At 40.8% G+C, this 14,033-nt stretch carries 21 protein-coding genes and 1 tRNA gene; all 22 read left to right on the top strand.

Annotated features, from left to right (window positions below; translation table 11 throughout):
* Position 1: 1 nt before the first annotated feature.
* Positions 2 to 373, top strand: a complete 372-nt coding sequence (locus EO116_RS03450) for a hypothetical protein (protein ID WP_127160641.1) — start codon at positions 2 to 4, stop codon at positions 371 to 373.
* Entirely contained in the window at positions 366 to 752 is a 387-nt protein-coding gene (locus tag EO116_RS03455) for a single-stranded DNA-binding protein (RefSeq protein ID WP_127160642.1), read from the top strand. Before EO116_RS03450 ends, EO116_RS03455 begins: the two co-directional genes overlap by 8 nt.
* 106 nt (positions 753 to 858) lie before the next feature.
* Positions 859 to 1,326 (top strand): hypothetical protein, encoded by a 468-nt coding sequence (locus EO116_RS03460; protein WP_127160643.1) that lies wholly within the window; start codon positions 859 to 861, stop codon positions 1,324 to 1,326.
* A gap of 143 nt (positions 1,327 to 1,469) precedes the next feature.
* Entirely contained in the window at positions 1,470 to 1,661 is a 192-nt protein-coding gene (locus tag EO116_RS03465; RefSeq protein WP_127160644.1) for a hypothetical protein, read from the top strand.
* Positions 1,658 to 2,683, top strand: coding sequence for a DUF4417 domain-containing protein (locus EO116_RS03470; RefSeq protein WP_127160645.1), 1,026 nt, complete (start codon positions 1,658 to 1,660; stop codon positions 2,681 to 2,683). Before EO116_RS03465 ends, EO116_RS03470 begins: the two co-directional genes overlap by 4 nt.
* Positions 2,673 to 3,065 (top strand): hypothetical protein, encoded by a 393-nt coding sequence (locus EO116_RS03475; RefSeq protein ID WP_127160646.1) that lies wholly within the window; start codon positions 2,673 to 2,675, stop codon positions 3,063 to 3,065. The genes EO116_RS03470 and EO116_RS03475 overlap by 11 nt, the downstream gene beginning before the upstream one ends.
* 2 nt (positions 3,066 to 3,067) lie before the next feature.
* Positions 3,068 to 3,210 (top strand) — tRNA-OTHER (locus EO116_RS08450).
* A 60-nt stretch (positions 3,211 to 3,270) separates the two neighbouring features.
* Positions 3,271 to 3,873, top strand: coding sequence for a hypothetical protein (locus tag EO116_RS03480; RefSeq protein WP_127160647.1), 603 nt, complete (start codon positions 3,271 to 3,273; stop codon positions 3,871 to 3,873).
* Between the two features lie 15 nt (positions 3,874 to 3,888).
* Positions 3,889 to 5,472: a PBSX family phage terminase large subunit gene (locus tag EO116_RS03485; RefSeq protein ID WP_240629116.1), complete on the top strand. Its 1,584-nt coding sequence runs from the start codon at positions 3,889 to 3,891 to the stop codon at positions 5,470 to 5,472.
* Positions 5,473 to 5,483: 11 nt separating this feature from the next.
* Positions 5,484 to 6,923, top strand: coding sequence for a phage portal protein (locus tag EO116_RS03490; RefSeq protein ID WP_127160648.1), 1,440 nt, complete (start codon positions 5,484 to 5,486; stop codon positions 6,921 to 6,923).
* Complete coding sequence (locus EO116_RS03495) at positions 6,901 to 7,953, top strand: minor capsid protein (RefSeq protein WP_127160649.1); 1,053 nt, start codon at positions 6,901 to 6,903, stop codon at positions 7,951 to 7,953. Before EO116_RS03490 ends, EO116_RS03495 begins: the two co-directional genes overlap by 23 nt.
* A 234-nt stretch (positions 7,954 to 8,187) precedes the next feature.
* The gene (locus tag EO116_RS03500; protein ID WP_127160650.1) at positions 8,188 to 8,799 is read left to right on the top strand and encodes a phage scaffolding protein; all 612 of its coding nucleotides are present in this window, start codon (positions 8,188 to 8,190) and stop codon (positions 8,797 to 8,799) included.
* Positions 8,799 to 9,650: a N4-gp56 family major capsid protein gene (locus tag EO116_RS03505; RefSeq protein WP_127160651.1), complete on the top strand. Its 852-nt coding sequence runs from the start codon at positions 8,799 to 8,801 to the stop codon at positions 9,648 to 9,650. The genes EO116_RS03500 and EO116_RS03505 overlap by 1 nt, the downstream gene beginning before the upstream one ends.
* Positions 9,651 to 9,661: 11 nt before the next feature.
* A complete protein-coding gene (locus EO116_RS03510; RefSeq protein ID WP_127160652.1) occupies positions 9,662 to 9,847 on the top strand; it encodes a hypothetical protein in 186 nt (61 codons plus the stop codon).
* Positions 9,801 to 10,199: a hypothetical protein gene (locus EO116_RS03515; protein ID WP_127160653.1), complete on the top strand. Its 399-nt coding sequence runs from the start codon at positions 9,801 to 9,803 to the stop codon at positions 10,197 to 10,199. Before EO116_RS03510 ends, EO116_RS03515 begins: the two co-directional genes overlap by 47 nt.
* Positions 10,175 to 10,549 (top strand): hypothetical protein, encoded by a 375-nt coding sequence (locus EO116_RS03520; RefSeq protein WP_127160654.1) that lies wholly within the window; start codon positions 10,175 to 10,177, stop codon positions 10,547 to 10,549. The genes EO116_RS03515 and EO116_RS03520 overlap by 25 nt, the downstream gene beginning before the upstream one ends.
* On the top strand, positions 10,549 to 11,112 hold the full coding sequence (locus EO116_RS03525) for an HK97 gp10 family phage protein (RefSeq protein WP_164726058.1): 564 nt from the start codon (positions 10,549 to 10,551) through the stop codon (positions 11,110 to 11,112). Before EO116_RS03520 ends, EO116_RS03525 begins: the two co-directional genes overlap by 1 nt.
* A complete protein-coding gene (locus tag EO116_RS03530) occupies positions 11,105 to 11,545 on the top strand; it encodes a DUF6838 family protein (RefSeq protein WP_127160656.1) in 441 nt (146 codons plus the stop codon). Before EO116_RS03525 ends, EO116_RS03530 begins: the two co-directional genes overlap by 8 nt.
* Positions 11,538 to 11,705: a hypothetical protein gene (locus EO116_RS08455; RefSeq protein ID WP_164726059.1), complete on the top strand. Its 168-nt coding sequence runs from the start codon at positions 11,538 to 11,540 to the stop codon at positions 11,703 to 11,705. The genes EO116_RS03530 and EO116_RS08455 overlap by 8 nt, the downstream gene beginning before the upstream one ends.
* Positions 11,706 to 11,716: 11 nt before the next feature.
* The gene (locus EO116_RS03535; protein WP_127160657.1) at positions 11,717 to 13,072 is read left to right on the top strand and encodes a phage tail sheath C-terminal domain-containing protein; all 1,356 of its coding nucleotides are present in this window, start codon (positions 11,717 to 11,719) and stop codon (positions 13,070 to 13,072) included.
* 10 nt (positions 13,073 to 13,082) lie between these two features.
* Positions 13,083 to 13,580, top strand: coding sequence for a phage tail tube protein (locus tag EO116_RS03540; RefSeq protein WP_127160658.1), 498 nt, complete (start codon positions 13,083 to 13,085; stop codon positions 13,578 to 13,580).
* Positions 13,581 to 13,589: 9 nt separating this feature from the next.
* On the top strand, positions 13,590 to 14,021 hold the full coding sequence (locus EO116_RS03545) for a phage portal protein (protein ID WP_127160659.1): 432 nt from the start codon (positions 13,590 to 13,592) through the stop codon (positions 14,019 to 14,021).
* Positions 14,022 to 14,033 lie beyond the last annotated feature (12 nt).

Here is a 14,033-nt window from a genome sequence, read left to right on the forward strand (position 1 = left end):
TATGATTGCAATCAGATGCGATTTTGTGTACCTAAACGAGTACATCAATAAAGAACGTCGCAATAAGTATGCAGCTGCTAAAGTCAAAGATGATTTAACTAATGAGGTGGCTTGGCAGTGTAAAATGGCTCGATGCACTAAGCCAAAAGGCAAAGTGGACATGATGTTTCGTTGGCATGTGAAAGGTCGCCATGATAGTGATAATATCGCCTTTGCCAAGAAATACGTACTTGATGGCATGGTACAAGCTGGACTATTAGAAAATGACAATCCGAAATGCGTACGGCATTTGAAAGATTACATCTATCGTGATGTGAAGAAACCTAACTTAGATTATGTGGAAGTGTTTTGGGAGGAAGCCAAAAATGAATAATGTTCAATTACTAGGCAATTTGGTTAGAGATGTGGAGTTGCGATATATGCAAAGTGGTTCATCGGTAGCTACATTTACGGTGGCAGCAACAAGCACGTATAAGGGACAAAATGGAGAGGCAAAAGAACTCACAGCATTTGTAAATTGCGTGGCATGGGGCAAGAACGGCGAGCATATGAGCCAATTCATGAAAGGGCAAAAGGTATTCGTACAAGGGCGGTTGCAAACACGCTCCTATGAGGCACAGGATGGCTCAAAACGCTATGTAACAGAAGTAGTGGCAGACTTCTGCACAGGGCAAGACCAAACACCAGGAGCGCAAACATCAACGAGCAATTTCGACAGTATGACAACATCACACGAGGAAATTCCGTTCTAATGTGGTGCATAAGCTCGATTTTATGGGTAATAGGTATAATGTATCTAAAACTCATAAAGTCGAGCAATATGACCCCTAAATTTAAGTTTTACAGCGTGGTTGAAGCATGAAAGATGGTGATAGGTTGGAGATGACAAACATATTACAAGAGATGAAAAGGATTAGTCGTGAAATCGACTGTTTACAAGACGAAATAAAGAAATTGCGGGAAGAATGCGACGGACTCAGAGCGACTGATTATAGCGCCCCAAAGGTAGAAGGAGGAACTCCATCTGGGATAGTGGATAGAGTAATTAAACTCGAAGATAGAATTGAGAAATTAAAGAAACTCATCAATAAACGATATGAGTATGTGGACATGATCAATACAGTTCTTGATAAAATGCCTACCGTTGAATATGCCTTGTTGATACGTAATCGTTACCTTTACGGAGAAACATGGGGGCAGATAGGCAAGCTTATTCATACAAATAGAGAAACTGCTAGAAACCGAATGCATAAGGAGGCATTGAAAGAATTTCAAAAATATTGCACAAATTGCAATGATTGCACAAATTGCAAGGATTGCAAGTGAAAAATGTGTTATTATATAGTTGCGAAGATTGGTTTTACCAATAGTTTTCACTCCTTATAATCTTATAAAACCCAAACACAAGAAATGACGTCAAAGCTGCGACGTCATTTTTTGTTGTCCAAAATCAGAAAGGCGGTGATACAGTGACGGAAATAAAATGCATCAAACGGAAGTGCTTGCATAATGAGCAAGGCATTTGCACGGCTAAGACAATCGAATATGACGGGTTATGCCAAACCTATGCGACACCAGACTTTATGATGCGGACTAAAACGGCTCATGTATCAAAGCGCCATGGACGATATAAGCAACAAAAGGGGGAGGTATTGCGATGAATATTGTGCAATTACCAATAGAAGAGTTAACACCATACGAGAATAATCCGAGGAACAACAAAAAGGCGATTAAATACGTTGCCAACAGTATTCATGACTTTGGATTCAAATCTCCAATTATCTTGGATGCCAATAAAGTCATCATATGTGGTCACACCAGGTATGAGGCGGCAAAAGTACTGGGTTACACTTATGTACCATGTATTATTGCTAGTGACCTAACAGAATCACAGGTAAAAGCCTATAGGCTAGCAGATAACAAGGTGGCTGAAATGGCGAAGTGGGATTATGATTTGCTTTCATTCGAAATACAAGACCTATCATTTGATATGGAGGACTTTGGGTTCGATGTGGAGCGGTTGCTAACTCCAGCAGAAGAAAAAGAAAATGAACGTGAAAGAACGATGGATGCTTACAACTTACACGACTATGATAGCGGTAATGTTGAGGGATTCTATCAGATGCCAATCATCACTAGGACGTATGCTAAGCCTAGCGAGTTGATTGGCTTTAATTATGTCAAAACAAACAAAAAGAAAGAAGGGCAAGGCGTGCACTTCTTCATTGATGATTACCAATTTGAACGGATTTGGAATGATCCTGATAAATACGTGGATATGCTAATTCCTTATGAGTGCGTGCTTACACCTGACTTTAGTTTATATACTGAAATGCCAATGGCAATGAAAATATGGAATGTGTATCGCTCCAGGTTGATTGGTCAAATTCTCCAACAGAATGGGGCAAACGTGGTACCTACCCTTTCATGGTGCGAGCGTGATACGTTCGCATTCTGTTTTGATGGCATTGAACCAGGTGGCACAGTGGCAGTATCAACAATAGGGGTCAAACGAGCAGATGGTGCCTATCATATGTGGTCAGAGGGAATGGATGAAGCAATACGTAAGTTAAAACCAGATCACATTATCGTATATGGTGGTGATATTGGCTACCAGTTTCCTTGCGAGGTTACATACATCAATAATGCGGTAACGGAAAGGATGAAGAACAATGGGAGGTAGAGGCGCTAGTGCTGGTATCAGTAAAAAGGGGAAACCATACGGTACAGAGCATTATACGGTATATCAATATGAGAATATCAAGTTTATTAAGAATGCAGAAAATAACTCAAAAGTCCCTATGGAGACGATGACCCAAGGGCGTATCTATGCAATCATTAACAAACGCAATGAAGTTCACTCTATTAGCTTTTATGATGAAAACAACAAGAGATATAAGCAAATAGATGTAAGAGGCTCAAAACATTCAATTGATGGAAAGAAAACAATACCGCATACACATCATGGATATGAGCACGACGAACGCGGAACGAAAGCGTTGACGAAAATAGAAAAACAAATAGTTGAAGATGTATTAAAAGTGTGGGATAATAGGCACAAATAGATTGACTAGTAGTTTAATGGCAGCAGAACGCGGGCCTTTACAAGAAAACTGAACTAGAGGGGTTCTCTAGGCTTGTTTAAGTTTCTAGGGCGCTGTATAGCAGGTAAAACGTCCGAAGCGTGTGGTTCGACTCCCACCTAGTCAATCTATTTTTTTGCATCCTATAAATAGGGTGCTTTTTTTATGCCCGAAATGAGGTGAAAACTTGGGCGGACGTGGTGCTAGTTATGGGGCGAAAAGTAGTGTTTTTTACAAAAAGAAAAACGGAAGAATTCTTGAACTTGCAGATGCTAATGAATCAAATTTTAAAAAGTTTGGGGTAAATGCTAAAGAGTTTCAAGGACTAAAAACGATGGTTAGAGATTTGGGAGGAGCATGGAGAGGCGATAATAACGATAAAAGTGTGTTCATGTTTGGCGGTAATTCAATAAGCCGGTCAACAGCTAATCGTATTTTAAAATCTGGTAAATATGTAAATGAAGAACAACGCAGAAAAAATAACGAATTAAAGTTTAGACTTCAAGAAAAATTAAGCGGCAGAAGTTCCTCATATATCACTGCAAAAGATACTTCTACGGCTGGTAAAGCTGGCAGAAGTAAAATTTCTAAAGCTAAACGAGAATTTAGTTTATCTACTGCACATGGTGTGGCGGTATCAGATATAAAGCGAGTTAAAAGTGATATTGCATTTAATAAGAGGTTTATAGGTAAAGGAGCTACAAAAGAACAGTTAAAAGAAGTTTCTAAACTTGAAAGAAAAATTAAAAGTATAGAACGTGAAGCGAAAAAGTATAGCATTAGCTTATAAAGGAGGGGGTAACAGGTGGCCAATCCTAGAGGGCATCCTGAAACCCTCAAGAGTACAAACACTTTAGACAAGAAAACACACGCTGCAATGTCTTCAAAAGGTGGCAAGAATTCTGGTGCCAAAAGACGTGAAATGAAGAAGTGGAAAGACCTTGCTAAGGAGATAATGGCAATGCCACTACAAAAGGGCAAGGTTAAGGATAAAATCACGTCATTAGCCGAGGCAAAAGGGCAGAATATAGACACTCAAACGGCGGTGTTGTTAGCCCAGGTTGTTAAGGCGACTAAAGGTGACACTAAAGCTGCAGAGTTCTTATACTCATTGTCACATGAAGAGGTGGAGCAAATCACGGAAGCGCCTATTGTGGTGCCAGATGATACGGATAAGATTATTCCATTCTTTGATTCGGTTAGTGGTGACATCAAGCGCCACGGCCATACACATTACTGGTTTAAAGGCGGTCGTGGTAGTACTAAATCATCGTTTATTAGCATGAAGATTCCACAGCTAATCATTAGTAACCCAGATGTGAATGTGGTTATCTTAAGGAAAGTGGCGAACACCCTCAAAAACTCTGTATATGCTCAAATCGAGTGGTCGCTCGAACAATTGGAATTATTGCAAGAGTTCGAGTTCAAGAAGTCACCGCTTGAGATTATTTACAAGCGAACAGGGCAGAAGATTTTGTTCTTAGGTGCTGATGACCGTTCAAAAATCAAATCCTTGAAAATGCCATTCGGTTATGTCGGATGCGTATGGTACGAGGAATTAGACCAATTCAGTGGAATGGATGAGATTCGCTCAATCAATCAGTCGCTACTGCGTGGCGGTGATAAATATTGGTGCTTTTACTCATTCAACCCACCAAAGAGCCGTGATAATTGGGTAAATGTGGAGCAATTGACGGATTACCCTGACAGGCTCATTAGTCATAGTAATTACACGATGGTTCCAAGCGATTGGCTAGGCGATCAATTCATAATTGAAGCGGAAAAGCTGAAAGAACAAAGACCCGACCTATACGAGCATGAGTACATGGGGATTGCCACAGGGACAGGCGGTGACGTATTCGCCAACGTAGAGGAAATGACCATAACCGATGAAATGATAGAGAACTTTGACAATAACTATCACGGAATCGACTTTGGTTTTGCGCAAGACCCGTTTGTATATGTCAAATTACACTATGACATCAAGCATGATTGTATTTACATTTATGATGAAGTGTATAGTACAAGGCTCAAAAACTCGATGGCATACGAGAAAATCAAAGATAAAGTAGGCACGAGTGTAGTATGGGCTGATAGTGCTGAACCAAAATCTATAGCAGAGCTTGCTGATATGGGCTTGCGTATCTATGGAGTTAAGAAAGGCCCAGATAGCCGTGAATTCAGTATAAAATGGCTATCCGACCGTTACAAGATTTACATTGACAAACAAAGATGTCCGAACGCATACCGTGAATTCACGATGTACGAATACGACCAGGATAAGCACGGCAATTTCATTAGTGCCTATCCTAAGCGCAATGACCATACGATTGATGCAGTGCGGTATTCGTTGCGTAGCGAAATGGATGCGAATAAATTTAGTTGGTAGGAGGTGATAGAGTGGACTTAGGACAATTATGGAGTGCCATTATTCGTGGTGGCGCAGGTATTAGCGACAAAGAATTTGTAAGGCGTGAAATGCAGAAGTTCTTAAGTTCTAAGGAACGAAAGAATATCCTTACTGGTCGCAAATATTACGAAGGTGATCACGATATTAAACAGAAGAAGCGAACGATGAGCATCGAAAACTCAACCGTTGTACAGGATGCAAGCAATGAAATACCGCTCAACCTACCGAATAATCAGTTGGTAGACAACAAGTTTGACGACTTAGTAGATCAAAAAGTCAATTACTTATTTGGGAATCCATTAGAGGTCAAGACAGATGATGCGGTGCTGACTGAATTATTAGGCAAGGAGTTTCACAGGCAATTATTAAACGTAGCAAAGGATGCCTATATAGGTGGTAAAGGGTATTTACACCCTTACATTGCAGAAAACGGTGACCTAATATTTAGGCGCATGAAACCTGAGAATGTCATACCGTATTGGCATGATGAAGAGCATAGTAAACTTGATGCATTTATTTACTTTTACGATATGGACCAATACCACCTATTAGAAAAGACAAATACAGTACAGTATGTGGAGTTTTACAAGCCAGACGGTGTAAGCTATTACATCTATGATAACGGTAGCCTAAGAGTCAATGCAGATAAGGAAAAGTCAAGTTACATTCAGTACGAAGGCAAAGTATACAATTGGCCTTCCGTTCCGTTATTGGTATTCAAGGCAAATTCCATCGAACAACCATTGATTAATCGAGTAAAGAGTTTACAAGATGCATTAAATGAAATGTACTCGATGTTCCTTGATAGGTTGCAAGAAGACCCTAGGGAAACTTTGATAGTGTTACGGAACTATGACGGCACAGACCTAGCAGAATTTAGGCGAATGCTTGCTAAGTATGGAGCGGTAAAAGTCAGAGATGATGGCGGTATTGATACGTTAACTATTGAAGTTAACGCAGGCAATTATGATTTCATCACCCAAGCACTAAAACGTTCTATCATTGAGAATGGTCGAGGTTTTGACGCCAAGGATGACCGCATGGCCAACAATCCTAATCAGATGAATATTTCATCTATGTACAGTGACATCGACCTTGACGCCAATCAAATCGAGGTAGAATTCCAAGCCACATTGGAGCAATTAGTGGAATTCTATCACGCCTACCGTGGATTAAGTAATGCAACAGCCCCTAAGGATGTAGAGTTTATCTTCAACCGAATGACCCCAGTTAATGAGGGGGAGGTAATCAACAACTGTAAGGCAAGCATTGGCATTCTATCCAATGAAACCATCGTGGCTAACCATCCATGGACGGCTAACACGGCGGAGGAACTAGAGCGGTTGCAGCAAGAACGATTACAGATGATGCAAGAGATGGCGTTACAGGATTACATAACAGGCGGTGATGACGATCAACCAGAAGAATAAGGAATATTGGGCTAAGCGGTACGAGTTACTAAAAGATGAAGCTATGCAAGGCGCTGAAATGACGGTTGATGAACTATCATCTAACTTTGATAGAGCGCTTAGGCGCTTAACGGTGGAAATAGAGGATTGGTACAAACGGTACGCCACAGAAAACGGTATCACCCTAGAAGAAGCAAGAAAACAGCTCAACAAAAGAGAGCTAGCTGACTTCAAGATAACACTTGAGGAATACATCGAGCAAGCCAAGCGAGAAGACTTATCCAAGGAGCACCAACGTATGCTTGAAAATGCATCGATACGTGCTAGATTGGATAGAACGCAAGCACTCTATATAAGCGTTGTGCATGAGATTGAGCGCCTATCCAAGGCAGAAGATGATAGCCTAAGCCAATTGCTTAGGGAGACTTACGAAACGACCACATATAAGACGGCTCACCTTACGCAAACGGTACTAGGTGAATATAACATCGTGCCTAAGGTATCTGACAACGTTGTAGATGTGGTCATAAAGAAACCATGGGCACCAGACGGTAAAGATTTTAGTGGTCGCATATGGGATGATCGTACAAAACTCGTTCAAAGCATTCAAAACGATTTCGTTCAATCAGTGCTAGCGGGTGACGGCATGGCAAAGATGACGGAAAGCCTTGCTACACGGATGAAAGTTTCACAATCGAACGCAAGGCGACTAGTGGAAACTGAAACGGCTAGAATTTATGAAGAGGCATTCACTAATAACATGAATGATATTGGAGTTGAAAAGCTAGAGATTCTAGCGACGTTAGACCGCAAGACCTCGAAGATATGTCAGCGCATGGATGGCAAGATAGTACCACTCAAGGATGTTAAGCCAGGTGTAACGATTCCGCCTTTCCATTGTCATTGCAGAACCACCACGATTCCCTATTTCGATGACCTGGAAATCAAAGGGGAAACGAGGGCAAGCCGTGGCGAAGGCGGTAAAGGTAAGAGCGAGCAAGTAGACGGCGAATTGAAGTACGATGAATGGTATTCAAAGTATGTGAAATGAGGTGAACTATATGTGTGACTTCATCACAATTTTACAAATAATCCAAGCACTATGCGTGATATATCTTGGATTTGCACTGTATCACATTAACAAAAATAAAAAGTAATAGCACTCTAGGCATTGCCTAAGGGTGCTTTTATTATGCCATTTTGGTATTGTTGGGCGAAAACTAACAAGCTCACGTAGAGTGGTGTTGCACTCGAAAATAAAGCGAAGTGGAAAGGAGTCATAGCAATGACAAAAGAAGAATTAAAGGCTTTAGGGCTCGAAGAAGAGCAAATTGAAAAAGTAGTAGAGGATTACGGAAAGAACTACGTTACTAAAATTCAATTTAATCAAAAAAATGAGGAACTAAAGCAAGCCAAGGAATCATTAACTACGATGCAATCTGACATCGACGCATTGAAAAAGACCAATGCAGATAATGCAGAATTAGCTAAACAAATCGATGAAATGAAAGCCAACCAAACCAAACGAGAGGAAGAGTACACGGCTCAAATTCACAAGATGGAGGTAGACGGCATCGTAGAACGTACACTAATGACTTTCAAGGCGAAAAATGGAAAAGCCGTTCGAGCTTTACTCGATTTAGAAGACGTAAAACTCAAAGACGGCACTATTAAGGGATTGGATGACCAACTGACTAAGTTGAAGGAATCTGATCCTTATTTATTTGAGTCCGAAAGTAAACCGACTGGAGTCACACCAGGTGAACCACATGGTGGCCAAGGCTCCACAGGAATTACTCAAGAACAGTTCAACAAAATGGGTTATTTAGAACGAGCAAAACTCAAAGAAGATGACCCAAATACGTATTCAGAATTAACAAATGGAGGTAACGAATAATGCCACAAGGAACAACAAAATTAGAACAATTAATTAATCCAGAAGTTATGGCGGACATGATTTCCGCTAACTTACCTAAGGCGATTAAATTCGCAAATATTTTAGCGGTCGATACGAAACTTGAAGGACAACCTGGTAACACTGTAACAGTACCATCCTTTAAATACATCGGTTCCGCAAAAGACGTAGAAGAGGGCGCAGCAATTGACCTTGCTCAATTAACAACATCCGTCGAAAAATTCACTATTAAAAAAGCTGGTATCGGAGTAAAAATCACGGATGAAGCAGTGTTATCTGGATACGGCGACCCAATTGGTGAAGCAGTTAAGCAATTAGGTATGTCAATTGCTGACAAAATTGAAGAGGATGTAATCGAAACCTTGAAATCAACAACATTAGCGGTAACATCCGCAAATCAAATCTCTTATGAGGGCATTGTGAATGGTGTTGACAAATTCGCAGAGGAATCTGACGTGCCTAAGGTGTTATTCATTCACCCTGAGCAATTGACACAAATTCGCAAGTCCACAGACTTTATCGACAAAAATAAATACGGCGGTGACTTGATGATGACAGGCGCTATCGGTTCTATTTGTGGCGTTGAAGTTGTTGTATCTCGCCGAGTGCCAAAAGAGGGTGCTAACTTCACTAACTTCATGGTGCAAATGGCACCTAACAGCGGTGAGGGCACACCAACATTACCAGCAGCATCCTTGTACTTGAAACGAAACGTACAAGTAGAATCTGATCGTGACATTGTTGGCAAAATGACAGTCATCACAGCTGACGAACACTACGGTGTAGCATTGACTAACCCAGCACGTGTGTTAAAGATGACGTTTAAGGCCTAGGAGGTTCACATATGGGAATGTTGTTACAACAATATTTACATCCTGAAAAAGAAGTGAATACAGTAGCAGAAGAAGGCGCAAGCGCTGATGTGGAAACTGTAGAGGTAGAAGAAACCGAGGATAAGCCAGAAGGCAAGAAGGCGGTGAAAGATGATGGAGACACAGCAGCAGAAGAAGGCGCAAGCGCTGATTCCTAAGGTGGTTGAGCTTATTGAAGGCTCAACAAAGTTTGTTGCCATCGAAACACAAACACTTGAGTACATCATTCAAAGCGAACTGGATAAGGTACTCGCTGACATCAACCACACGGAACTACCTAAAGAGCTTGAAACGTACGTTGTACGTCGAGCGAGTGGCATGTTCATTCACTTGAATGCCAAGGAGATTTTAGGCGGTGATGGTGCCCAGATTGCTAAATCCATTCGTATGGGTGACACATCAATTGACCTAGGCGGTACCACCGATGAAGACCGATTGCGAGCACTCATTGGCGAACTCACTCAAGAAGATAGGAGGTTGCTAGCATGTTACCGACGAATCAGATGGTAAATATTTACCGTAAGAATTTGGAGCAAATGTATGATTGCTTGGTGACCGTGTTAACCGAAGAGGAAACGGTCGACGAAGCGACTGGTATTACTAGTATTAATCGAACCGTAGAAGAGGGACCCTATCCGTGTAGGGTCTCTTTTAAATCCTCGACCACATCGCAAGCTGACGGATTACCAAAATTCGCTCAAAACACAACGTTATTCATGTCGCCTGACGTGATTGTAGCTAAAGGGGCACGCATGCACATTGTAGGCCGTCAGAGAGAGTTTTATGCAAAGTCTAGTTCAATGCCAAACGTGTATGACAGCCACCAAGAAATTCAGTTAGAGAATTTGGAGGTGCGATGATGGCAGAGTTAGATTTTGATTTTAGTGGAATTAAAAACCTCCAAAAAAATTTACAAACATTAGCTCAATCTGGAAACCTTGAAGGTGCCATGAATGCTATTGTTAATAAAATGGGCGCCGTGTATTTACGTGAGGCAAAGAAGAAAACGCCAGTAGGACCTCGGAGCATTCAAATGCTAGTGGGGCATGACAGCAAAGGCAATCCGAAATATGAAACTCACTACTTTGATACGCAGAATATGCGCCGTAGTTGGTTTATGGATAAGCCATTTTTTCATAATGGCAATAGCCGTAATAGGTTAACTTTATCTGTAAAAGTATTCAACACATCTCGATATGCATCTTATGTAGATGATGGACACCGCCAAAAAGTAGGGCAGTTCCTACCATTTATTGGTACTGGATGGCAAGGTGGTAAAGTTCACGGAGGTCGATTGAAGAAGTCGTGGGTTGATGGGTTAGACATCACGTTGCATGCCAAGAATGTGGTTGAAAATAACGCAAACAACATCATGAATAGTGGGTTCAATGCGTGGCTAAGGAGCGTGTTAAACAATGGTTGATATTCAGTTAACTGAAGGCATAACTAAAGCCTTATATGATGCGTTCAAAGTGCCAGTGTACTTGGAGTGGAAAGAAAATAAAATGAAGTTTCCTTGTTTCGTTGTTAAGGTGGCAGATTCTAACCACGATTTACACGTTTCCAAGTTGTATGATCGCAAGCTTGATTATTCCGTGAAATACTTCCTAAATGCTGAAAGTATTCCAGTGAATTACCGCAAGGACCTACTGCAAATAGGCGAACAACTTTACGACGTATTGGAATATGTGAAAGTGGGAGACCGCATCACACGTGGTGAGGGTATGAAGTATAACGAAAATGATGGGGTTTTGCACTTTAGCGTGACATACGAAATGCTACTTCATAAGGAAAGCAAGAAGGTTCCAGCAATGGAGCGATTACAAGTGAACGAAAGGAGTTCAAAGAATGGATGAACGATTTGATGGCTACACAATCATTGCATCGGAGAAATACAAACGATACAAGGATATTTTAGCCGTACTTTTAGATGATGACATGACATATACGCATGAAGAGATTGACGAGATTTTACAAAACGAGTTCAATCGTCAGATTGTGGAATTTAAGAATTAGGAGGTGCACAGATGGCATTAGGTGGAGGAACGTTCTTGTTCCACAATAAGGTGTTGCCAGGGGCATACATCAACTTTATTAGTAAAAATAGAGCATATGCAGAAGTGGCTGACCGTGGATACGGCGCTATGATGTTATCTCTTGATTGGGGGCCAAGTGGCGAAGTATTCCGAGTAGATGTGGATGAGTTCCAAAAGAATTGCCAAGATTACTTTGGTTACGACTTTGGCCACCCTAAAATGAAAGGCTTACGTGACTTGTTTAAGCATTTAAAAACAGGCCAGTTCTACCGCTTAAATAGTGATGGCGAAAAAGCAAGCAATGACTACGGTAAGGCGAAATACTCAGGTATTCGAGGAAATGATCTTGGGGTATCTGTACAGTCTGACCCAGACGCAACAAGTGCGTTCATCGTAACGACCTACATCACAACAAATGATGTGCGCAAAGTTGTTGACAAACAAACAGGCGTTGCGAAGGCAGCCGATTTGGTGGACAACGCCTACGTTGAATTTAAGAAGAATGCTAACTTAGTAGCAACTGCTTACACTGCTTTCACAGGTGGTACAAATGGTTCCGTTGTGACTAGCAAGAACTACCAAGATGGACTTGAGTTCTTAGAGCCTTACTACTTCAATATATTAGGTTATGTAGGTTCAGATGAAACCATTAAGAACTTATTAATTGCCTTTACATCTCGAGTGCGTAATTTCACGGGAGCAAAATGTCAACTTGTATGCCACGGAAAAAAAGGCGTTAACAACGAGGGTATTATTAGTATTTTAAATACAGTAACAGACCAGGGCGAAGATCCAACCTCCGCAGTCTATTGGACGGTTGGCAGTGAGGCTTCTTGTAATATCAATGAGTCTTTATCTAACCGTAGATACGACGGTGAGTTTACAATCAATACCAAATATAAGCAATTTGAACTTGAGCAAGCTATCAAAGATGGAATGTTTATGTTTCATAACGTATCCGACCCAGTAGGCGGCAATGTGCAAGGTGAAGTGCGTGTATTAAAGGATATCAACACATTTACAGAGTTCACAAAAGAAAAGAACCAAGATTTCGCATTAAATCAATGTATTCGAGTGTTAGACAATTGGGCGATTGATGCAGGTCGTACGTTCAATAAAGGATACTTAGGCAAAGTTCAAAACGATGCAGATGGACGTCGTGCGTTGTGGGGTGACCTTGTTTATCTTGGGGAACAATATCAAAGAGTTAGAGCAATTCAAAACTTTGACGATAAAGATATTGAAATTCCAACGCAAGGCGACAATAAAGAAGATGTCATTGTAAATGTAAACATTCAACCTACGGTTGCGATGGAAAAACTTTACATGACGGTAATCGTAGAATAGGAGGTAACAGATGGCAGAAGAAACTACTTTTAATTCAGTTGGCACAATGAATGCTAGTGATGTTATCAGCGCTAAATTGGCGACATGTTACGTCATTGCTAATAATAAACGCAAGTTATTATTTCAAGCCAAGAATTTAAAGGCGGAAGTTAAAAAGAAAAAGGATCAAGTTGCTATTTTAGGGCGCATGTTGAAAGGCAATAAAACAACATCCTTAGAAGGTACTGGTAAACTTACGATTTATAAAAATACATCCTTGTTTGATGAAATGATTGAAAAGTTGATTAAAACAGGTGTAGATACGTACTTTGATATGCAAGTTACAAATCTTGATCCAACGTCAAATGCAGGACCTCGTTCTGTTATTTTAGTTGGCTGTAACTTAGACGTTACGCCAGTAGCCGATTTTGATGCGGATGGGAAATGGCTTGAAGATGAGTTAGCATTTACATTTGAAAGTGTTCGATACGTTACACACTTTAAAGAATTAGATGGAATGAATGCATAGGAGGAAGAAATGGTTGAAACATTAAAAGGCTTTTTTAAGCAAAATGCCAAGATTGTAACGGAAGTAGAATATGTGGCATCCAAACGATTTACAGATGAGAATGGTGACCCAATCGTATGGCGCATCCGTGTATTAACTAATAAGGAATTAGACAAGTTACGTGCTCGTTTTACTAAAAAAGTATACGAGCCTGGTACACGTACCGCCGAAGAACGTATGGATTTGACTGCATTTACAGATGAATTGTTAGTCCGTACGATTGTATTCCCAACATTGGATGATATGGAATTGCAAAACTCTTGGGGAGTATCCAATGAGTTAGACCTCGTAAAAGCAATGTTAAACGGTGGCGAGTTGACAGATTTAACACGTGCCATCCAAGAGGCGCAAGGCTTTGAAACTGGCTTTGAGGATAAGGTTAAAGAAGTAAAAAACTCCTAAGCGCCAATGACG

It is taken from the genome of Veillonella sp. VA137, from assembly GCF_003992015.1.
In the GTDB taxonomy this organism is placed as follows: Bacteria; Bacillota; Negativicutes; order Veillonellales; family Veillonellaceae; genus F0422.